Source organism: Nonomuraea thailandensis (assembly GCF_024172165.1).
Classification (GTDB): Bacteria; Actinomycetota; Actinomycetes; order Streptosporangiales; family Streptosporangiaceae; genus Nonomuraea; species Nonomuraea thailandensis.
Genome location: NZ_JAMZEB010000002.1, coordinates 10,480,221 through 10,501,032 on the forward strand (window position 1 = coordinate 10,480,221; position 20,812 = coordinate 10,501,032).

Below are 20,812 nucleotides of genomic sequence, written 5' to 3' on the forward strand. Positions count from 1 at the left end.
AGCAGTCCCACCTTTGGGGATGTCATGAAGACCCTGCTGCCCTACGTCTCAACCCCCGATGACCTGCGGTCCCTGCCAGCCGAGCTGCTTCCCGGGCTGGCCCGCGAGATCCGCGACTTCCTGATCGACAAGGTGAGCGCCAGAGGCGGTCACCTCGGCTCCAACCTCGGCATCGTGGAGATCACGATCGCGCTGCACCGGGTGTTCAGGTCGCCCGACGACGTGATCGTGTTCGACACCGGCCACCAGGCGTACGTCCACAAGATCCTCACCGGCCGCCGCGACGGCTTCGGCACGCTGCGCTGCCGGGGCGGCCTGAGCGGCTACCCCAGCAGGGAGGAGTCCCCCCACGACCACCTGGCCAGCTCGCACGCCTCCACCGCGCTGTCCTACGCCGACGGCATGGCCAAGGCGCGCAGGATCGCCGGCGTCGACGCGCGGGCGGTGGTCGCGGTGGTCGGTGACGGCGCGCTGACCGGCGGCGTCGCCTGGGAGGCGCTCAACAACCTGGGCGCGGCCCGGCACCGGCCGGTCGTCGTCGTGCTCAACGACAACGGCCGCTCCTACGCCCCCACGGTCGGCGGCTGCGCCGACCATCTCGGCCGGCTGCGCGCCGCCCCCGGCGTCACCGTCTTCGAGAGCCTCGGGCTGCGCTACCTCGGCCCCGTGGACGGGCACGACATCGAGGCGCTGGAGCAGGCCATGCGGACGGCCCGCGAGCTGCGCGAGCCGGTGGTGATCCACTGCCTGACCCGCAAGGGCAGCGGCTACGAGCCCGCCGAGCAGGATCTCGACGAGCACCTGCACGCGATCCCGGTCACCGACCCGGCGACCGGGCGGCCGTTGTCGCCGCGCACCAGCACCTGGACGCACGCCTTCGCCCACCACCTGTGCTCGCTCGGCGAGCGGCGCCGCGACGTGGTCGCCATCACCGCGGCCATGCCGGGCCCGACGGGGCTGGCCGAGTTCGGCCGGCTCTTCCCCGAGCGCATGTTCGACGTCGGCATCGCCGAGCAGCACGCGCTGGCCTCGGCCGCCGGCCTGGCCATGAGCGGCCTGCATCCGGTGGTCGCCGTCTACGCCACCTTCCTCAACCGCGCCATCGACCAGGTGCTGATGGACGTCGCCCTGCACCGGCTGCCCGTCACGCTGGTGCTCGACCGGGCCGGGATCACCGGCCCCGACGGGCCCAGCCACCACGGCATGTGGGACCTCGCGGCGCTGGCCATGGTGCCCGGCATGCGGGTGGCCGCCCCGCGTGACGCGGTGCGGCTGTCGGAGCTGCTGGAGGAGGCGGTGGAGCACGACGGCCCCACCGCGCTGCGCTTCCCCAAGGCCGCCGTGGGCGCGGAGATCCCGCCCGCCGGCAGCGTCGGCGACGTGGACGTGCTCTCCTCCACCGGCCAGGACGTGCTGCTGGTGGCCATCGGGCCGATGGCCGAGCCGTGCCTGAGCGCCGCCGCCATGTTGTCGGCCGCCGGCCTCGGCGTGACCGTGGTCGACCCGCGCTGGGTCATCCCGGTCTCCGCGGATCTGCGCAAGGCCCTGTGCGGCATCCGGCTGGTCGTCACGGTCGAGGACGGCATCGCCGCCTCGGGGGCCGGGGCGCTGGTGCGGCAGGTCTGCGTGCCCGGCCAGCACGTGCTCAACCTGGGCCTGCCGTGCGAGTTCATCGGCCAGGGCAGCCGCGCCGAGCTGCTCGCCGAGGCCGGGCTGACCGGCCAGGGCATCGCGTACGCCGTCAGAAAGGAGCTGAACAGATGGCCGCTGTAGAGCTGGGCCTTCCGTCCGTCCGCCGCCCCAGGCGGGTCTCCCGGCAGGTCATGGTGGGCAACGTGCCGGTCGGCGGCGACGCCCCCGTCCCGGTGCAGTCGATGACCACGACGGTCACGGCCGACGTCGACGCCACGCTGCAGCAGATCGCCGAGCTGACCGCGGCCGGCTGCCAGATCGTCAGGGTGGCGGTGCCGTCGCAGGACGACGCCGACGCGCTCCCCGACATCGCGCGCAGATCGCAGCTCCCCGTCATCGCCGACATCCACTTCCAGCCCAAGTACGTCTTCGCCGCGATCGACGCCGGGTGCGCGGGGGTGCGGGTCAATCCCGGCAACATCAAGAGGTTCGACGACAGGGTGGGCGAGATCGCCAGGGCGGCGGCCGGCAGCGGCGTGCCGATCAGGATCGGGGTGAACGCCGGCTCGCTCGACCCGCGGCTGCTGGCCAGGCACGGCAGGGCCACGCCCGAGGCGCTGGTGGAGTCGGCGCTGTGGGAGTGCTCGCTCTTCGAGGAGCACGGGTTCCGCGACATCAAGATCTCGGTCAAGCACCACGACCCGCAGGTGATGGTGGCCGCCTACCGGCTGCTGGCCGCGCGCTGCGACTACCCGCTGCACCTGGGCGTGACCGAGGCCGGGCCGCTCATGCAGGGCACGGTCAAGTCGGCGGTGGCCTTCGGGGTGCTGCTCGACGAGGGGATCGGCGACACGATCAGGGTGTCGCTGTCCGCGCCTCCCGTGGAGGAGGTCAAGGTCGGCATCGGGATCCTGGAGTCGCTGGGCTTGCGGGAGCGGCGGCTGGAGATCGTCTCCTGCCCGTCGTGCGGGCGGGCCCAGGTGGACGTCTACACGCTGACCGACCGGGTGACGGCCGCGCTCGACGGGTTCCCGCATCCGCTGCGGGTGGCCGTCATGGGCTGCGTGGTCAACGGCCCGGGCGAGGCCCGGGAGGCCGACCTGGGTGTGGCCTCGGGCAACGGCAAGGGCCAGATCTTCGTCAAGGGCGAGGTGGTCAAGACGGTGCCCGAGTCGCGGATCGTGGAGACGCTGGTCGAGGAGGCCATGCGCCTGGCCGAGGAGCGGGAGGCCCAGGCCGGGGAGGGGGCTCCCCAGCCTGGGGGCTCTGTCTAGGCGCGCAGTCCAGGCGTGCTGCGCAGGCGCTGCTCGGGCCCCGCTGCTCAGACGCGCTGCCAGAGTGCGGGCACGTTCGGCGGTTCCCAGCCGGTCTGCGAGGTGTGGCCCTGCAGGCACCGGTACGTCGCCCCGCCGTAGGTGACGGTGGCGCCGGCCGCGTACGTCGTGCCGGGCGCCCACGTGCCGCCCGGGTTCGTCGGCGTGATGGTCGGCGAAGGCCCGCCGCCCTGGGTGGCCAGGGTCAGCCCGTACGTCGAGAGGATCTCGTTGACCGGCTGGAAGTACGTCGTACCGCCCGAGCCGCAGTTGCCCGAGCCGCCCGACGTCACGCCCTGGGCCTGGTCACCGGAGATGAACGAGCCGCCCGAGTCGCCGGGCTCGGCGCAGACGCTGGTCCTGGTGACGCCGCTGACCGTGCCCTGCGGGTAGGTGACGCTGGTGTTGAGCTGCTGCACCGAGCCGCAGCGCCACTGGGTGGTCGAGCCGGAGCGGCAGATCGACGAGCCGGGCTGGGCCACGGTCGAGCCGCGGACCGGCAGGATGCCGGCGCTGTAGCCGTTCACCACGCCGACCGGGGTCCACTGGCTGTTGACCTCGACCCAGGCGTAGTCGTTGCCGGGGAAGGAGGAGCCGCGGAACGTGCCCTGCGCCACCCGGTTGGAGCCCGTGGTGGTGGCGCCGGTGCTGCCGCAGTGTCCCGCCGTCACGAAGCCGCCCTGCGAGCCGGCCCGCGTCACGGAGAACCCGACCGAGCAGCGCGAGCCCGAGCCGATGTAGTAGGCGTCGCCGCCGCGTACGTCGTAGTAGGGCTGCGGCTGCTCCTGCGAGCGCACCACGCGCACGGCCGAGACGTCGGCGCCGCTGGCCCGCACCCAGGCGGTGGCCTTGGCGGGGGTGGAGGTCAGGACGATCACGGCGTTCTCGACGACGTCCACGTACCAGACGGGCGCGGTTCCCGGGGCCTTGGCGGCGGCCTGGTCGAGGGCGGCCTTGGTCCGGTCGAGGTGGTCGAGCGAGCGGGTGACCACGCGGGCCTCGACGCCGGCGGCCGTGATGGCGGCCGCCTTCGACGGGTCGGCGGTGGCGGCGACCGGGGTGGCGGTGGGGCCGGTCACCCAGGCGCCGGCGTACGCCGGGCCGAGCAGGGCCCGGAGCCGGGGCTCGATCCCGGCCGCGGCGGCCTCGTTCAGCAGCCGCTGCTCGGCCTGCTCGCCGGTGACGCCGAGGTCGCGGGCGAGCGCGTCGACGAGGCCGGGAGGGGGATCGGCCACGATGGACGCGCTTGCCCGCGCCGCTTCGAAGAGCGAGTCGTCGTGCCGCGCGGCGTAGGCGACGGCGGGGACGGTGATCAGGGCGACGGCCGCTAACGCGATGCCGGCCGTCAGGGTCTTCCTGGGGAGCATGGTGACTCTCCTCGTACTTGGGGGGTGCCGTCACCGTACGGGACCCGATACGAGGAGTGGTCGTATCAAAAAACACCTATCACGGTGTTATGGCGGATCGCCGCTGTTCAGGCAGTTGCTGATCGGCGAACTCGAACGTCATGCCGTGGCTGCTGGTCACGGTGATCACCCGTCGCCCGAGCATCGCGCTCACCTGACCGGCCACCTCCTGGAAGTTGCGCTGGCTGCCGGGGGTGTCGAGGGCGGCCAGGCGCACCGAGCCCTTCTCCAGCAGCTCCTTGGCCAGCCACTCCGTCATCGCCGGGAGGAATCTGGCCATCTCGTCGGGCGTGAGCGGCGTGGGCTCTCTGCGTTCCATGCGCGCAGTTTAGGGCGGTGAGCCGGGGTATGCGGCAGTCATGAAAGCAGTCACCTGGCACGGCAAACGGGACGTACGGGTCGAGGAGGTTCCCGACCCGGCCATCAAGGAGGCCAATGACGCCATCATCAGGGTGACCAGCACCGGGATCTGCGGCTCCGACCTGCACCTGTACGAGGTGCTCGGGCCGTTCATGGCCGAGGGCGACATCCTGGGGCACGAGCCCATGGGCGTCGTCGAGGAGGTCGGGGCCGGCGTCGACGGACTCAAACGCGGTGACCGCGTGGTGATCCCCTTCAACATCGCGTGCGGCCACTGCCACATGTGCGGGATCGAGCTCTACGCGCAGTGCGAGACCACCCAGGTGCGCGAGCGCGGCATGGGCGCCGCCCTGTTCGGCTACACCAAGCTCTACGGGCAGGTGCCCGGCGGGCAGGCCGAGTACCTGCGGGTGCCCGAGGCGCAGTTCGGCCCGATCAGGGTCCCCGACGGGCCGCCGGACGAGCGGTTCCTCTACCTGTCGGACGTGCTGCCGACCTCCTGGCAGGCCGTCGAGTACGCGGAGATCCCCGACGGCGGCAGCGTGACCGTCTTCGGGCTCGGCCCCATCGGCCAGATGTGCGCCCGCATCGCGCGCCACCTCGGCCACCGCGTGATCGGCGTGGACGGCATCACCACCCGCCTGGAGATGGCCCGCCGCCACGGCATCGAGGTCGTCGACGCCAGCGAGGTGCACGACGTGCCCGAGGAGATCCGGCAGCGCACCTCCGGGCGCGGCACCGACTCCGTCATCGACGCCGTCGGCATGGAGGCCCACGGCTCGCCCGCCGCCAAGCTCGCCCAGACGCTGACCGGGCTGCTGCCCGACGCGATGGCCGCGCCGCTCATGTCGAACGCCGGCGTGGACCGGCTGGCGGCGCTGAACCAGGCCATCGACTCCGTCCGGCGCGGCGGCGTCATCTCGATCATCGGCGTGTACGGCGGCATGACCGACCCCATGCCGATGCTGCGCATGTTCGACAAGGGCATCACGCTGCGGATGGGGCAGGCCCACGTCAAGCGGTGGATCCCGATGCTGATGCCGCTGGTGACCGACGACGCCGACCCGCTCGGCGTCATGGACCTGACCACCCACCGGATGCCGCTGGAGCAGGCGCCACAGGCGTACGAGATGTTCCAGAAGAAGGCCGACGGCGCCGTGAAGGTCATGCTCCAGCCGTGATGTCCGCAGCTCACAGTGTTTCGCCGCCCCAGGGCGGGGCAGCGGAGCACGCATGAGAGTCGTGGTGGTGGGGGCAACCGGGAACGTCGGCACCAGCGTGGTGCGCGCGCTGGCCGCGGACGGCGGTGTGACGTCGATCGTCGGCGTCGCCCGCCGGCTGCCCGGCTGGCGCGTCGATCGCACCGACTGGCGTCAGGCCGACGTCGCGACCGCCGACCTGACGCGGATCTTCGACGGCGCCGACGCGGTGGTGCACCTGGCGTGGCTGTTCCAGCCGACCAGGGACCCGGCCACCACCTGGCGGGCGAACGTCCTCGGCAGCATGCGCGTCTTCCGCGCCGCCGCCGAGGCCGGGGTGCCCGCGCTGGTGCACGCCTCCTCCGTGGGGGCGTACTCGCCGGGGCCCAAGGACCGGCCCGTGGACGAGAGCTGGCCCACGCACGGCTGGCCCGGCGCCGCGTACGGGCGGGAGAAGGCGTACGTCGAGCGGGTGCTCGACGTCTTCGAGCACGACCACCCGAACATCCGCGTGGTGCGCATGCGGCCCGGCTTCATCTTCCAGCGGGCCGCGGCCACCGAGCAGCGCAGGCTGTTCGCGGGGCCATTCCTGCCGCGGCGGCTCGTCAAGGCGGGGCGGATCCCGTTCGTGCCCGACATCCCCGGGCTGCGGCTGCAGGCGCTGCACGCCGAGGACGCCGCGCAGGCGTACCGGCTGGCGGTCGTCAAGCCCGTGCGGGGCGCGTTCAACCTCGCCGCCGAGCCCGTGCTCGACGCGCACGACCTGGCCAGGCTGCTGGGCACGCGCACGGTGCGGATCCCGCGCGGCCTGGCCACCGCGGCCGTGGCCGCGGGCTGGCACCTCAGGCTCATCCCCGCCGCGCCGGGGCTGCTGGAGCTGGCCCTGCGGGTTCCGGTCATGAAGATGGAGCGGGCTCGCGAAGTGCTCGGCTGGCGGCCGCGGCACTCGTCGGAGGAGGCCATGAGAGAGCTGTTCGAAGGGTTGCACGACGGTGCGGGCATGGAGACCGCGCCGCTGGCGCCCGACGCCGGTCCCGTCGCGAGGGTGCGCGAGCTCGCGACGGGTGTTGGCGGACGTCCGTAAAGAGATGACCGTGTGTAAGTTCTGTCCGCCGGGGAAGAGGAATGACCACGCGAGGTCCTGAAGCGCGGCCTGCGTGTCGAGTCGGACGACACGGAGGAGCGCATGCGTACCTTGATCGCCCAGACGTTCACCCTTCAGGACGTGAGCAAGCTGCGTCACGTCGTCGCCGAGCACGCCGAGACCTGCGGGCTGCACGGGCCGCGCCTGGACGACTTCGTGCTCGCCGTCCACGAGAGCGTGGTCAACGCCGTCGAGCACGCGGGCGGGTGGGGAAGATTCAAGCTCTACACCGTGGACGGCGTCATCTGCTCCGAGACGCGTGACCGGGGTGCGGGCATCCCCGAGCCGTACGTCAACGGGGGCAAGCGGCCGTCCGACTCGTCGTACACGGGGCGGGGCATCTACCTGATCCGCAGGCTGTGCGACGCCGCCGACTTCCGCACCGGGCCCAGCGGCACCACCGTCCTGCTCACCATGCGGTTACCGCGCCATGCCGGGCGCAACGCCCGCGGCCGCATGCGGCGCATCAGGGTCACCGCGCCAGGCGGGCGCCCGTTCGGCGGCTTCACCGCCTGACCTGCGCCTGCACCTGCCAGGTAGGCTCAAGGAGTGAGCGGCGAGAAGCTTTCCCCTGAGATCATCTCACCCGTCCGGCGCATCGGCCGGCGCGCGTTCGATTTCGAACGCCAGGTCGCCATCATGGCCATCGTCAACCGGACCCCCAACTCCTTCCACGACCAGGGGCGCACGTTCGAGCTCGACAGCGCCGTCGCGGCGGCCACGAAGGCCGTGGACGCGGGGGCCGACTGGGTCGACATCGGCGGCTTCGCCTTCAGCGCCGCCCAGGCGCAGATCGGGGTGGCCGAGGAGATCGACCGGGTGGTCCCGGTCATCGCCAGGGTCAGGGCCGCCACCGACGCCGTCATCTCCGTGGACACCCACCGGCCCGAGGTGGCGGCGGCCGCCGTCGAGGCCGGCGCCGACGTCATCAACGACACCAACGGGCTGCGCGAGCCCGGCATGGCCGACGTCGCGGCCGCGACCGGCGCCAGCGTCGTGGTCACCCACAGCCTCGGCGGGCCGGGGCGGCGCGTCTTCCGGCCCAGCTACGCCGACGTGGTCGGCGAGGTGGCCGGCTTCCTGCGCGAGCGGGTGTCGGCCGCGCTGAAGGCCGGGATCGCCCCCGACAGGATCATCATCGATCCCGGGCACGACCTGAACAAGAACACCTTCCACTCCCTGGAGCTGACGCGGCGGCTGGAGGAGATCACCGCCATCGGCTATCCGACGCTGGTCGCGCTGTCCAACAAGGACTTCATCGGGGAGACGCTCGACCGGCCCCAGGGGGAGCGGAAGGAGGGCACGATCGCCGCCAACGTGGTCTCCATCCTCAAGGGGGCCCGCATCCTTCGCGTGCACGACGTGGCGGCCACCGTCGCGTCCGTCCGCATGACCGAGGCCGTGCTGGGGTGGCGCGGCCCTGTCGCCCCCAGCCACAACCTGGCGTGAGGAGGGTCCGTACGTGACCGATCGCAAGCCCGTCGGGATGCCGTTCGAGAGCTGGATCGACCGGCAGATCAGGGAGGCGGAGGAGCGGGGGGAGTTCGAGGACCTGCCGGGCAGGGGCAAGCCGCTGCCGGGCGAGGGCCGGCCTCTCGACGAGATGTGGTGGATCAAGCAGAAGGTCGAGAGCGAAGGGCTCTCGATGCCGCTGCCGCCGACACTGGCGCTGCGCAAGGACGCCGACGAGGCGCTGGCCCAGGCGCGCGGGGCGCGCTCGGAGACCGAGGCGCGGAAGATCGTCGAGGAGATCAACGAGCGGATCAGGAAGGCCATCCGCACGGGCCTGCCGGGGCCGCCGCTCAACCTCATGCCCTTCGACGTGGAGCAGATCGTCTCGGAGTGGCGGCAGGCACGCCGATGAGCACGGGAGAGGGGCCCGGGCGTGATGCCCGGGCCCCTTCCGGTAGCTGAGGGGCCCGGGTCAGGCGGGTCCCTCGGGCCGGTCGGGGGCCCGGGTCAGGCGGGTCCCCGGCCGGCCGGGTCCATTCAGTTGACGGGCGGGTAGGCGTTGGCGAGCAGCTCGCGGAACTGGGCGGAGAACCACTGGCCCGAGAGCGGCGCGTCGGCCTTGGCGCCCGACATGTTGTTGCCGTTGAGGCTGTTGCCGGTGTACGTCGGGTCGCACATCCGGTCGAACTTCTTGCCCTCGTCGTTCGGGATGTCCCGGCTGGCGCCGTCGGACTCGCCCGGAGGCTTGATCCAGACGTAGGCGTCGAGGCCGGCGGCCGGGCTGGCAGTCGGGCGGGCGCCCATGCCGGCGCCGCTCTGGTTGCACCAGTTGCCGGCGTGGATGCGGCGGTCGACCTTGGACTGGTTGACGAACTCGTCCACGTTGGTGGAGGTGCTCGGGCCGGACGGGCGGGCGCTGCCGCCCCAGCCGTTGCGGGAGGTGTCGATCAGCATGCCGAGGCCGGAGCGGAAACCCTTGGAGACGAGGGCGTTGCGCAGGGCGATGGAGAAGGTCTGCTCGTCGACGTACCAGTTCCAGTCGACCCACTTGGACTGGCGGACGGAGGTGTTGTTGGGTCCGACGGTGGTGTTGATGGTGAAGTGCGGCTCGGTGGTGGCGCCGTAGTTGGCGGTGTTGACGATGAAGCCGTCCACGCTGTCCACACCGGCGGTGGTGGCGGCGACGGTCTCGTAGAAGAGGTTCACGGTGGGCTGGAAGTTCGAGTCCCAGCCGAGCCAGGCGTGGTGGGCGGCGTCGATGTAGGTGTAGACGTTGGTGATGGCGTGCAGCTGGTTGAGGGCGTAGCGGACGCCGTCGCGGTAGCCGCCGGCGCCGTTGGCCTCGCGGCACTTCTCGAAGGAGTTGAGGTTGGTGACGAGGTTCGGCAGCGAGTCGGGCTCGATGATCGTGACGATGCGCAGGTTGGCGTACGCGGAGTCGCGCATGATGGCCGCGATCGGGTCGATGTACTCGGTCTTGTAGCGGTTGAACCCGTCCTGGGCGATGAGCAGCTCGCCGTTGGAGGCCAGCGCCGAGCAGTCGCGGTTGGGCAGGTTGTAGATGACGACCTGGATGGTCAGCGGCGCGGAGCCGTTGGCGGCGTCCTGCCTGACGGCCTCGTCGAGGTGGGCGCGCAGGCCCATGGCGTTGGCGTTGCCGGCGATGGCGGCGATGCGGTCCATCCACACGGCGGTGGAGGTGTTGGCGACCGCCGAGCCGCCGGGCTCGGCCGCGGCCTTGGCGCTCCAGTTCGGGTTCACGTAGCCGGTGGCGCCGGCGTACGGGTTCTCGACGTGGGTGGGGTTCGGGCCGCCGTCGTCGTCGGCCTCGGTGGCGGTGACCGTGCGGGAGGTCAGGCCGGTGGAGGCGACGGTGAAGGTGCGGCTGCCGTTCGTCGTGTCGGTGTCCTGCGCGGCGGCCAGGGTGACCGTCTGCGGGGTGTTCCAGTTCGACGTGGTGAAGGTGAGCGAGGCGCCGGAGCTGACGGTGAGGCTGCTGTCGCCGCTGCCGGCCGTCGTGGTGACGGTCACGCTGGAGCTGGGCTGGGCGGCCAGGCGCGCGGTGAACGTGCCGGTCGAGCCCTCGGAGACGGTGACCGCGGTCGGCGTCACGACGATCGACTGCTCGACGGTCGCGTCGTCGTCCACCTCGGTGGCGTTGACCGTGACGCCGGTGACGCCGGAGCCACCGACGCTGAAGGCGGCGGTGCCCGCGGTGGTGTCGGCGTCCTGGGCGGCGGCCAGGGTGACCGTCTGCGGGGTGTTCCAGTTGCTCGGCGTGAAGGTGAGCGAGCCGCCGGAGGTGACGGTCAGGTCGGCGTCACCGCTGGTGCGGGCGGTGGTGACGGTGACGTTCGAGCTCGGCGCGGAGGAGAGCCTGGCCGTGAACGTGGCCGTGCCGCCCTCGCTGACCGCCACCGCGCTGGAGGAGGTGACGACCGCCGGGGTGGTCGGGCCCGTGCCGCCGCAGGTGGTGTTGTTGACGCTGAACGACTCCGGGTTCGGGTTGGTGCCGGACCAGGTGCCGTTGAAGCCGACGGAGACGGACGCGCCGGTGGCCAGGCTGCCGTTGTACGGCATGTTGGTGCCGGTGACGCGCGTGCCGGACTGGCTCCAGTTCGCGCCCCAGCCGGTGGGGGTGTACTTCTGGCCGGTGGTCGGGTAGTCGAAGGCCAGCGACCACGAGGTCAGCGGATCGCCGGTGTTCTTCAACGTGATGCTCGCGGTGAATCCGCCCTGACCAGGGCTGCTCGTCCACGAGTTGGCTGTGTAGGTCACGTCGCAGGCGACGGCGGCGTTCGCGGCCGTGCCCTGGCCGACGACGAGCCCTAAGGCCGCGACACTCGCGGCGGTCATGGTCACGGCCCATTTGCGGAGGCCGCGGTGGAGTCTCACGAGCGATCATCTCCAGTACTAGATGGCTGGGAGCGCTCCCATGGTCTGCCGTGGCCGAGGCTGTGTAAATCGGCCCTCCGCCGGCGAGGTGTCCACCGCCCCGCATGCTCGTTGAATGCCCCGGAACGAGGATGAAACTTTCATCCCGAGCAGCCTGGTGAGAGGAAACACGAGGGTTACCGCGACGCCATTCCGTTGACATACGCCGGAGGGCACCCACAATCCACTTTGGGAGCGCTCCCACACCCCTACTCCCATGGAGACCTCGTGAAGTACAGACCTCCCATCCTTTTGACCCGCTTATCGAAACGCCTCGCGGTGGCCACGACCCTTGTCCTCGTGGCGGGTGTGACCTCGGCGATCACGGCCGCGCCCGCCCAGGCGGCAGTGGCGTGCGACGTGACGTACGCGGCCAACCAGTGGACGAGCGGCCAGAACCAGGGCGGCTTCACCGCCAACATCACGCTGAAGAACACCGGCGACCCCATCACCTCGTGGACGCTGGCCTTCGACTACCCGACCACCGGCCAGCGGTACACGCCGACCGGCTGGGGCGCGAACTGGAGCCAGTCCGGCACGCGCGTGACCGGCACCAACATGCCGTGGAACGGCAACCTGGCCACCGGCGCCTCCACCAACATCGGCTTCAACGGCACCTGGACGGGCAGCAACCCGAACCCGGCCTCGTTCAGCGTGAACGGCGTCACCTGCGGCGGCACCGGCACCGCGCCCACCGTGTCGCTGACCGCGCCGACCGCCGGCCAGACGTTCACCGCCCCGGCCACCGTGGCGATCTCCGCGAACGCCGCCGACGCCGACGGCACCGTGGCGAAGGTCGACTTCTACCAGGGCTCCACGCTGCTGGGCACCGACACCTCCTCGCCGTACGGCTACAGCTGGCAGAACGTGGCCGCCGGCAGCTACTCGATCACCGCCAGGGCGACCGACAACGCCGGCCTGGTCACCACCTCGGCCCCGGTCGGGATCACGGTCTCGCCGAACACGGGCCCGGCGCTCCTGGTGAGCCCGACGACCGTGTCCGTGCCCGAGACGGGCACCGCGACCTTCGGCGTGAAGCTGTCGCAGGCGCCGTCGTCGAACGTGACCGTCACCGCCGCCCGCGCCGGCGGGGACGCGGACCTCACGGTCGTCGCCCCCGCGACCAGGACGTTCACGCCGTCCAACTGGAACACCGAGCAGACCTTCACGCTCGGCGCGGCCGACGACGCCGACACGACCGCCGGCTCGGCCGTCATCCGCGTCAGCGCCACCGGCTACACCGCCGTGGACGTCACCGCCAACGAGGCGGACGACGACGTCGGCGGCGACAACGTCTACGTGCAGCGGTTCGTCGAGCTCTACAACGAGCTCCACGACCCGGCCAACGGCTACTTCTCGCCCGAGGGCGTGCCGTACCACTCGATCGAGACCTTCATGGTCGAGGCGCCGGACCACGGGCACGAGACCACGTCCGAGGCCTACAGCTACTACCTGTGGCTGGAGGCGGCGTACGGGCGGGTGACCGGTGACTGGTCGAAGTTCAACGCCGCGTGGGCCTCGATGGAGAAGTACATCATCCCGGCCACCGCCGACCAGCCGACGAACTCCTTCTACAACGCCTCGAAGCCGGCGACGTACGCGCCCGAGCACAACACGATCAGCAACTACCCCTCGCAGCTCGACAGCGGCGTCTCGGTCGGCACCGACCCGATCGCGAGCGAGCTGCAGACCGCGTACGGCACCCGCGACATCTACGGCATGCACTGGCTGCTGGACGTCGACAACACCTACGGCTTCGGCCGCTGCGGCGACGGCACGACCAGGCCCGCCTACATCAACACCTACCAGCGCGGCCCTGAGGAGTCGGTCTTCGAGACGATCCCGCAGCCGTCCTGCGACACCTTCGCCCACGGCGGCACCAACGGCTACCTGGACCTGTTCACCAAGGACGCCTCGTACGCCAAGCAGTGGAAGTACACCAACGCCCCGGACGCCGACGCCCGCGCCGTCCAGGCCGCCTACTGGGCGCTGACCTGGGCCAAGGAGCAGAACAAGGCCGGGGACATCTCCGCCACCGTGGCCAAGGCCGCGAAGATGGGCGACTACCTGCGCTACGCGATGTACGACAAGTACTTCAAGCAGCCGGGGTGCACCAGCCCGTCGTGCCCGGCGGGCACCGGCAAGAACGCCTCCAACTACCTGCTGAGCTGGTACTACGCCTGGGGCGGCGCGACCGACTCCAGCGCCGGCTGGGCCTGGCGCATCGGCTCCAGCCACAACCACTCCGGCTACCAGAACCCGTTCGCGGCCTGGGCGCTGTCCAACGTGAGCGAGCTCAAGCCGAAGAGCTCCACCGGCGCTACCGACTGGAGCACCAGCCTGACCCGCCAGCTGCAGTTCTACACCTGGCTGCAGTCGGCCGAGGGCGCCATCGCCGGTGGCGCCACCAACAGCTGGAACGGCAGCTACAGCGCGCCGCCCGCCAGCCTGCCGAAGTTCCACGGCATGGCCTACGACTGGCAGCCGGTCTACCACGACCCGCCGTCGAACCAGTGGTTCGGCTTCCAGGCGTGGACCATGGACCGGGTGGCGCAGCTCTACTACGCCACCGGCAACGCCGACGCCAAGGCGCTGCTCGACAAGTGGGTGGCGTGGGCGCTGGACAACACCACGATCAACGCCGACGGCAGCTACCAGATCCCCTCCACCCTGCGGTGGACGGGCCAGCCGGCCGGCAACTTCAACGCCACCACGGGCATGCCGCCGGCCAACCCCGGCCTGCACGTGACCGTCGTGGACCACACCCAGGACGTGGGCGTCGCCGGCGCGTACGCCAAGGTCCTGATGTACTACGCGGCCAAGGCCAACCACGCCGAGGCGCGCGACACCGCCAAGGCGCTGCTCGACGGCGTCTGGGACAACCGTGACGCCGAGGGCGTCTCGGTGCCGGAGACCAAGACCGACTACCAGCGCGTGGACGACCCCGTCTACGTGCCGCCGGGCTGGACCGGCGAGATGCCCAACGGCGACCCGATCAACTCGAACTCCACGTTCCTGTCGATCAGGTCGTTCTACGAGGACGACCCGGACTGGCCGAAGGTCCAGGCGTTCCTGAACGGCACCGGCCCCGCGCCGGTCTTCAACTACCACCGGTTCTGGGCGCAGGTGGACGTCGCCGTCGCCCTGGCCGAGTACGGGCGGCTCTTCCCGTGATCCGAAAGGCAGCTCTGATCGCTGCGGCGTCGCTGGTCCTGCCCCTCTTCGCAGGGGTGGGGCCGGCGGCCTCCGCCGCCGACGCAGTCGCGCCCGCCTTCGCCTACGGCGAGGCGCTGCAGAAGTCGCTGTGGTTCTACGAGGCCCAGCAGTCGGGCGCGCTGCCCGACTGGAACCGCGTCTCCTGGCGCGGCGACTCGGGCCTGGACGACGGCGATGACGTGGGCGTGGACCTCACGGGCGGCTGGTACGACGCGGGCGACCACGTCAAGTTCGGCTTCCCGATGGCGTTCTCGGCCACCATGCTGGCCTGGGGCGCGGTGGAGTACCGCGACGCGTACGCGGGCTCCGGCCAGCTCACCCACCTGCTCAACAACCTCAAGTTCGTCAACGACTACTTCATCAAGGCCCACCCGTCGCCGAACGTGCTCTACGGGCAGGTCGGCAACGGCGGCGCGGACCACGCCTGGTGGGGCCCGGCCGAGGCGATGGCGATGAACCGGCCGGCGTACCGGATCGACGCCTCGTGCGGCGGGTCGGACCTGGCGGGCGAGACGGCGGCGGCGATGGCGGCCTCCTCGATCGTCTTCCGCCCGACGAACCCCTCGTACGCCGACACGCTGGTGACGCACGCCAAGCAGCTCTACTCCTTCGCCGACACCGTCAGGAAGAAGTACAGCGAGTGCATCACCGACGCCTCCAGCTTCTACAACTCCTGGAGCGGCTTCAACGACGAGCTGGTGTGGGGCGCGATCTGGCTCTACCGGGCCACGAACGACGCCTCGTACCTGGCCAAGGCCGAGAGCGGCTACGCCGGCCTGGGCACCGAGCCGCAGAGCACCACCAAGTCGTACAAGTGGACGATCGCCTGGGACGACAAGTCGTACGGCGCGTACGTGCTGCTGCACAAGCTGACCGGCAAGCAGCAGTACCTGGACGACGCCAACCGCTGGCTCGACTTCTGGACGGTCGGCGTGAACGGCCAGAAGGTCGCGTACTCGCCGGGCGGCCAGGCCGTCCTGGACCGGTGGGGCTCGCTGCGCTACGCGGCCAACACCGCGTTCGCGGCGCTCGTGCACAGCGACACGATCACCGACGCCACGCGTAAGACCCGATACCACGACTTCGCGGTACGGCAGATCGACTACGCGCTCGGCGACAACCCGCGCAACTCCTCCTACGTGGTCGGCTTCGGCGCGAACCCGCCGAAGAACCCGCACCACCGCACGGCGCACGGCTCGTGGACCGACCAGATCACCAACCCCGAGCAGACCCGCCACACCCTGTACGGCGCGCTCGTCGGCGGCCCGCCGAGCCCCGACGACGCCTACACCGACAAGCGCGACGACTACGTCATGAACGAGGTCGCCACCGACTACAACGCCGGCTTCACCAGCGCCCTGGCCCGCCTCTACAAGGAGTACGGCGGCGCGCCGTCGGCGAGCTTCCCGGTGGCGGAGACCCCGGACGGGCCCGAGATCTTCGTCGAGGCGGGCGTGAACGCCTCGGGGAGCAACTTCACCGAGATCAAGGCGCTGGTCCGCAACCAGTCGGCCTGGCCCGCCAGGGTCCTGTCCGACGGCTCGTTCCGCTACTACTTCACCCTCGACGGCTCGACGACCGCCTCGCAGATCAGCGTGTCGTCGGCCTACACGCAGTGCAAGGCGCCGACGCTGCACCAGGCGAGCGGCAGCACGTACTACGTGTCGATCGACTGCTCGGGCCAGGCCATCGCGCCCGCCGGGCAGTCACAGCACCGCAGGGAGGTGCAGTTCAGGATCAGCAGCTCGGGGACCTGGGACCCGGCCAACGACTGGTCCTACCAGGACATCCCGACCACGCCGGGCACGACGCCGGTGCGTACGGACAACATCACCCTCCACAGCGGCGCCACCAAGATCTGGGGTGAGCCGCCGGGTCCGGTGGAAGAGGACACCGCGGCGCCCAGCAAGCCGGGCAAGCCCGCCGTCTCGGCGATCACGGGCTCCTCGGCCAGGCTGAGCTGGACCGCTTCCACCGACAACGTCGGCGTGACCGGCTATGACGTCTACCTGGGGTCCACCAAGGTAGGCACGGCCACCACGGCGTCGTTCGACCTGAGCGCGCTCACCCCTGCCACGGACTACACCGCCCACGTGGTGGCGAAGGACGCGGCAGGCAACACCTCGGCGCAGTCCGACAGCACGGCGTTCACCACCTCGGACACGGTGGACGGGACGCCGCCCAGCAGGCCTGGCAAGCCCTCGGTGTCCGGGATCACCGCCACGGGCGCGCGGGTGAGCTGGGCGGCGTCCACGGACGACGTCGGCGTGACCGGCTATGACGTCTACCTGGGGTCCACCAAGGCAGGCACGGCCACGACGACGTCGTTCGACCTGACCGGGCTGACGCCCGGCACCGCGTACACGGTGACCGTGGTGGCCAGGGACGCGGCGGGCAACAGCTCGGCCGCCTCCGAGGGCACCGCGTTCACCACCACCGACGCGCCGGCCGGCGGGTGCACGGCCACCTACAAGGTGGTCAACTCGTGGAGCGGCGCGTACCAGGCAGAGGTGACGGTGAAGAACGCCGGCACGTCCGCGACCGGCGCGTGGACGGTCACCTGGAGCTCCCAGAGCTCGATCACCCAGCTCTGGGGCGGCAGGCACACCGTGTCCGGCGGGACGGTGACGGTCAGGAACGAGGCGTGGAACGGCGCGCTCGCGCCGAACGCGACCACCACGTTCGGCTTCATCGCCAACGGCACGTCCGCCACTCCGGACCCGATCACCTGCACCCCGGCCTGACCGAGACCCCGCCCCCGCCGCAGGAGCGGCGGGGGCGGCTCCAACTGAACCGCCCGATCAACAGGTGCGTATGAGGAGGTGAGGCACTAACCCATCCATCCCTGCCCGACAGCCATCCCCGCCCGGATGGCACGGACGCGGCCGAAACCTCCACTTCGGCCGCGTCCGTTTTTATGCGCTATTTCGCTGTCGAGGAGGCCAGCGCGAACCGCTCGCGCGCGGCCTCGATCGCCGCGTCGTCCGAGAACTCCTCGAAGGCCGGCGTGTGGTACCGCTCGGGGATGAGCTGCCTGACCCGGTCCGGGTAGCCGGCGCCGGCCTTGGGCACCCGCACCTCCGGCGGGATGTCGATCTTCACGGCGATCGGCCCCGAGGCCCGTACGGAGGCCGCCCAGTCGGGGCTCTCCCCGGTGATCGCGCACATGTGACGGGCGTAGACCCACCGCACCTCGATCAGCGAGGCGGCGTTCGGGGGCTCGGTGCCGAAAGGCTCCACGGCGCACACGACGCCGGATTCGAAGCTGTGCCCGTGGGCGTGGTGCTCGCCTGGCGAGGCCTGCTCGAGAATCAGGGTCACCTGGGCGGCGAGCTCGTCGTTGAGCGTCGATGACGGCTGCCTGGCAACGAAGAACGTCACCCCGGCCAGCACGACGCCGGCCAGGGTGACGATCGCCGCGATGAGCCCGCGACGGGTTTTGATCACGGGCTGGTACAGGTCAGGGTCGGGGCGGTGGCCGGGACCGAGCCTGTCGCGTTGAACCCGAACGCGGTGGACGCGTTCGGCGCGAGCTGCCCGTTGTAGGTGGCGTTCTTGACGGTCACGTTGGGCGCCTGTGTGGTCAGCACGCCGTTCCAGGGTGAGCCGTCGAAGCCCTCACCGTTGCCGTAGGTCCACTTGACCGTCCAGCCGTTGATCGAGCTCGTGCTGGTGTTCTTGACGGTCACCTCGCCCTGGAAGTGGCCGGCCCAGCCGGTGTTGGTGGCCTTCCACGTGGCCGTGCAGGAGCCCGTGGGCACCGGGTCGGTGGGCGTCACCGTGGGGCTCGGGCCGGGGGTGCTGCCGCCGGGGCCGACCCCGGTGACCTGGCCGTTGCCGCCGTCGAAGGTGACGTCGGAGCAGCTGTAGAAGTTCTCGTTGCTGTCCGAGCGGATCCAGTGGGTGAAGATGATGTGCCGGCCGCTCTTGCCGGACGGGAGCTGGGCGTTCCAGTAGTAGTAGTTGAGCCCGCCGGCGCCGCCGGACTTGGGCGGGTTGGTGACGCTGCCGAACGGCTCCAGGTCGGACCACTTCAGCGGCGCGTTCGGGTTCCAGCCGTTCTTGGTGACGTAGTAGTTGAACGCGCCGGGGTGCTCGGCCCAGTTGCTGTGCCGCATCTGGATGGTGGCCCCGGAGGTCAAGTGGGTCAGCGGCCAGTCGGACCGGACCGCGTTGTAGGCCGAGAAGTCGTAGGGCCCGCCGGTGCCGCCGCTGCAGATCTGCCCGTCGGGGATGAATCCGGTGGTCCGGCCGGCGCCGTCGGAGCGCAGCACCGCGAACCAGTTGTACAAGGGGGTCGCGCCGCTCTGGTTGACGGCGGAGGCGCACGCCGGGTTGTAGGGGAGGATCTGGCCGTTGTCCCGCAGCCCGTCCTGCCAGCACAGGAACGTACGGCTGCCGGGGAACATCGACACGCCGTGGGCCTGCGCCTGAGTAGGCGCCATCAAGACAGAGGTGATCAGGACCAGGACGGCGGTGATCGCCGCCGACTTGAAGAACTTCATGGGGATTCCCTTGCGCTGACGACAGAGGAAACCTGCCCACGACCTGCCCGCCCGGCCTGCGCATTGAATCACGCGCGGCGCGGATCCGACAACGTTCAGTGAAACTTTCAGCCGATCTTGGTCACGGTTTCCGCTGGTGGCCTGGCCCGCTCTGCCTCCGCGGCGTGCGTACGTGCTTGCCGCGTTCGTGACCCGCAAGGAGGCTGAATGCTGGGAGCGCTCCCACTACACTCCCCTGTCAGAGAGGCGGGAGCAACACGCCATGAGGCACGCGCACATCCACCTGATCATCGGGGCGTTACTCGCCCTCGGCCTGTTCGCCGTTCCGGCCCAGGCCGCGCCGGTGATCTGCGAGAAGTACGGCTCCACGAGCATCCAGAGCAACCGCTACATCGTGCAGAACAACGTCTGGGGCGCCGACACCGCACAGTGCATCGACGTCAACCAGAGCGGCGGCTTCACCGTCACCCAGGCCGCGCACAACAACTCCACCAGCGGCGCCCCCGCCGGCTACCCGTCGATCTACGCCGGCTGCCACTACGCCAACTGCACCACGGGCAGCAACCTGCCCATGCAGGCCAGCGCCTCGGGCTTCGCCGCGCTGCGCAGCAGCGTCAGCATGACGTACCCGGGCTCGGGCACCTACAACGCCTCCTACGACCTGTGGTTCGACCCCACGCCCCGCACCGACGGCCAGAACACCGGCGCCGAGCTGATGATCTGGCTCAACCGGCAGGGCTCCATCCAGCCGATCGGCTCCCAGGTAGGCACCGTGAACCTGGCCGGCGCGACGTGGCAGGTCTGGTTCGGCAACATCGGCTGGAACGTGATCTCGTACGTGCGCTCCTCGCCCACGACCTCGCTCGACTTCACCATCGACACCTTCTACTCCGACGTGGTCAGCCGGGGCTACGGCCAGCGGTCGTGGTACCTGACCAGCGTGCAGGCCGGCTTCGAGCCCTGGATCGGCGGCGCCGGCCTGTCGGTCGGCTCCTTCTCGTTCGGCACGGGCGGCGGCACCGGCGACCAGACCCCACCGAGCACCCCCGGCACGCCGACGGCCTCGAACGTCACCTCGTCCTCGGCCACCCTCACCTGGGCGGCCTCCACCGACAACGTGGGCGTGGCCGGCTATGACGTGCTGCGCGCCACCGGCGACACCTTCACCCGGGTCGGCGGCGGCACCTCCACCTCCTTCACCGACACCGCTCTCAGCCCGTCCACCACCTACCGCTACCGGATCAGGGCCAGGGACGCAGCGGGCAACGTCTCGCCCGACTCGGCCGCCGTCACGGTGACCACCCAGCCGGGCACCGGCGGCGGAGGCTGCGCCGTCACGCCCACCACCCAGACCGCCTGGAACAACGGGTACGTCATCCAGCCGGTCACCGTCACCAACCGCGGCACGTCCGCGCTGAACGGCTGGACGGTCACGTTCCCGCTGCCGTCCGGTCACACGATCACCGGCATCTGGAACGCGAGCTACACCGTCAGCGGCGGCACGGTGACGGTCAGGAGCCTGGCCCACAACGGGAGCCTGGCGCCCGGGGCCGGCACCTCGTTCGGCTACCAGGCCTCGCGGCCGAGCGGGAACACACAGGTGCCCAGCGGATACACCTGCGCATGAGGACTCGCGCGGGCACGTCGCTTT

The 20,812-nt window shown here is 70.9% G+C and carries 15 protein-coding genes; 10 read left to right on the forward strand and 5 right to left on the reverse strand.

The features are described from left to right. The first annotated feature begins 24 nt into the window (after positions 1–24). Together HD597_RS52725 and ispG are read left to right on the forward strand one after the other, a co-directional pair. Positions 25–1,773 (forward strand): 1-deoxy-D-xylulose-5-phosphate synthase, encoded by a 1,749-nt coding sequence (locus HD597_RS52725; RefSeq protein WP_253755290.1) that lies wholly within the window; start codon positions 25–27, stop codon positions 1,771–1,773. Beyond that, positions 1,761–2,906: a flavodoxin-dependent (E)-4-hydroxy-3-methylbut-2-enyl-diphosphate synthase gene (gene ispG / locus HD597_RS52730; protein ID WP_253755292.1), complete on the forward strand. Its 1,146-nt coding sequence runs from the start codon at positions 1,761–1,763 to the stop codon at positions 2,904–2,906. The genes HD597_RS52725 and ispG overlap by 13 nt, the downstream gene beginning before the upstream one ends. Before the next feature lie 47 nt (positions 2,907–2,953). On the opposite strand, the gene HD597_RS52735 is transcribed toward ispG, so the two are convergent. Together HD597_RS52735 and HD597_RS52740 are read right to left on the reverse strand one after the other, a co-directional pair. Continuing rightward, positions 2,954–4,312 (reverse strand): carbohydrate-binding protein, encoded by a 1,359-nt coding sequence (locus HD597_RS52735; RefSeq protein ID WP_253755294.1) that lies wholly within the window; start codon positions 4,310–4,312, stop codon positions 2,954–2,956. A gap of 79 nt (positions 4,313–4,391) precedes the next feature. Next, on the reverse strand, positions 4,392–4,670 hold the full coding sequence (locus HD597_RS52740; protein ID WP_253755296.1) for a hypothetical protein: 279 nt from the start codon (positions 4,668–4,670) through the stop codon (positions 4,392–4,394). A 40-nt stretch (positions 4,671–4,710) separates the two neighbouring features. On the opposite strand from HD597_RS52740, the gene HD597_RS52745 reads away from it, so the two are divergent. The 5 genes from HD597_RS52745 to HD597_RS52765 all read left to right on the forward strand — a co-directional run bounded on the left by HD597_RS52745 (position 4,711) and on the right by HD597_RS52765 (position 8,918). After that, positions 4,711–5,892 carry a zinc-dependent alcohol dehydrogenase gene (locus HD597_RS52745; RefSeq protein WP_253755299.1) on the forward strand — a complete coding sequence of 394 codons (1,182 nt, stop codon included), beginning with the start codon at positions 4,711–4,713 and terminating at the stop codon, positions 5,890–5,892. A gap of 52 nt (positions 5,893–5,944) precedes the next feature. Then, the gene (locus HD597_RS52750; RefSeq protein WP_253755301.1) at positions 5,945–6,994 is read left to right on the forward strand and encodes an NAD-dependent epimerase/dehydratase family protein; all 1,050 of its coding nucleotides are present in this window, start codon (positions 5,945–5,947) and stop codon (positions 6,992–6,994) included. Between the two features lie 102 nt (positions 6,995–7,096). After that, the gene (locus HD597_RS52755; RefSeq protein ID WP_253755304.1) at positions 7,097–7,570 is read left to right on the forward strand and encodes an ATP-binding protein; all 474 of its coding nucleotides are present in this window, start codon (positions 7,097–7,099) and stop codon (positions 7,568–7,570) included. Between the two features lie 33 nt (positions 7,571–7,603). After that, a complete protein-coding gene (folP, locus tag HD597_RS52760) occupies positions 7,604–8,503 on the forward strand; it encodes a dihydropteroate synthase (RefSeq protein WP_253755306.1) in 900 nt (299 codons plus the stop codon). Positions 8,504–8,516: 13 nt separating this feature from the next. Next, on the forward strand, positions 8,517–8,918 hold the full coding sequence (locus HD597_RS52765; protein ID WP_253755324.1) for a DnaJ family domain-containing protein: 402 nt from the start codon (positions 8,517–8,519) through the stop codon (positions 8,916–8,918). A gap of 125 nt (positions 8,919–9,043) precedes the next feature. Here the strand turns inward: HD597_RS52765 and HD597_RS52770 are convergent, their stop codons facing one another. After that, positions 9,044–11,362, reverse strand: a complete 2,319-nt coding sequence (locus tag HD597_RS52770; RefSeq protein ID WP_276083249.1) for a glycoside hydrolase family 6 protein — start codon at positions 11,360–11,362, stop codon at positions 9,044–9,046. Positions 11,363–11,740: 378 nt separating this feature from the next. Between HD597_RS52770 and HD597_RS52780 the strand changes: the two genes are divergently transcribed. Then, positions 11,741–14,614: a glycoside hydrolase family 48 protein gene (locus tag HD597_RS52780; RefSeq protein WP_253755326.1), complete on the forward strand. Its 2,874-nt coding sequence runs from the start codon at positions 11,741–11,743 to the stop codon at positions 14,612–14,614. Continuing rightward, on the forward strand, positions 14,557–17,400 hold the full coding sequence (locus HD597_RS52785; protein ID WP_372513651.1) for a glycoside hydrolase family 9 protein: 2,844 nt from the start codon (positions 14,557–14,559) through the stop codon (positions 17,398–17,400). The genes HD597_RS52780 and HD597_RS52785 overlap by 58 nt, the downstream gene beginning before the upstream one ends. Before the next feature lie 178 nt (positions 17,401–17,578). Here HD597_RS52785 and HD597_RS52795 read toward each other — a convergent pair whose 3' ends face one another. Both HD597_RS52795 and HD597_RS52800 read right to left on the reverse strand, forming a co-directional pair. Continuing rightward, a complete protein-coding gene (locus HD597_RS52795; protein ID WP_253755328.1) occupies positions 17,579–18,103 on the reverse strand; it encodes a hypothetical protein in 525 nt (174 codons plus the stop codon). After that, a complete protein-coding gene (locus HD597_RS52800; RefSeq protein WP_253755330.1) occupies positions 18,100–19,161 on the reverse strand; it encodes a lytic polysaccharide monooxygenase in 1,062 nt (353 codons plus the stop codon). The genes HD597_RS52795 and HD597_RS52800 overlap by 4 nt, the downstream gene beginning before the upstream one ends. A gap of 262 nt (positions 19,162–19,423) precedes the next feature. Here HD597_RS52800 and HD597_RS52805 point away from each other — a divergent pair, with 262 nt between their 5' ends. Next, positions 19,424–20,788 (forward strand): glycoside hydrolase family 12 protein, encoded by a 1,365-nt coding sequence (locus tag HD597_RS52805; RefSeq protein WP_253755332.1) that lies wholly within the window; start codon positions 19,424–19,426, stop codon positions 20,786–20,788. Positions 20,789–20,812 lie beyond the last annotated feature (24 nt).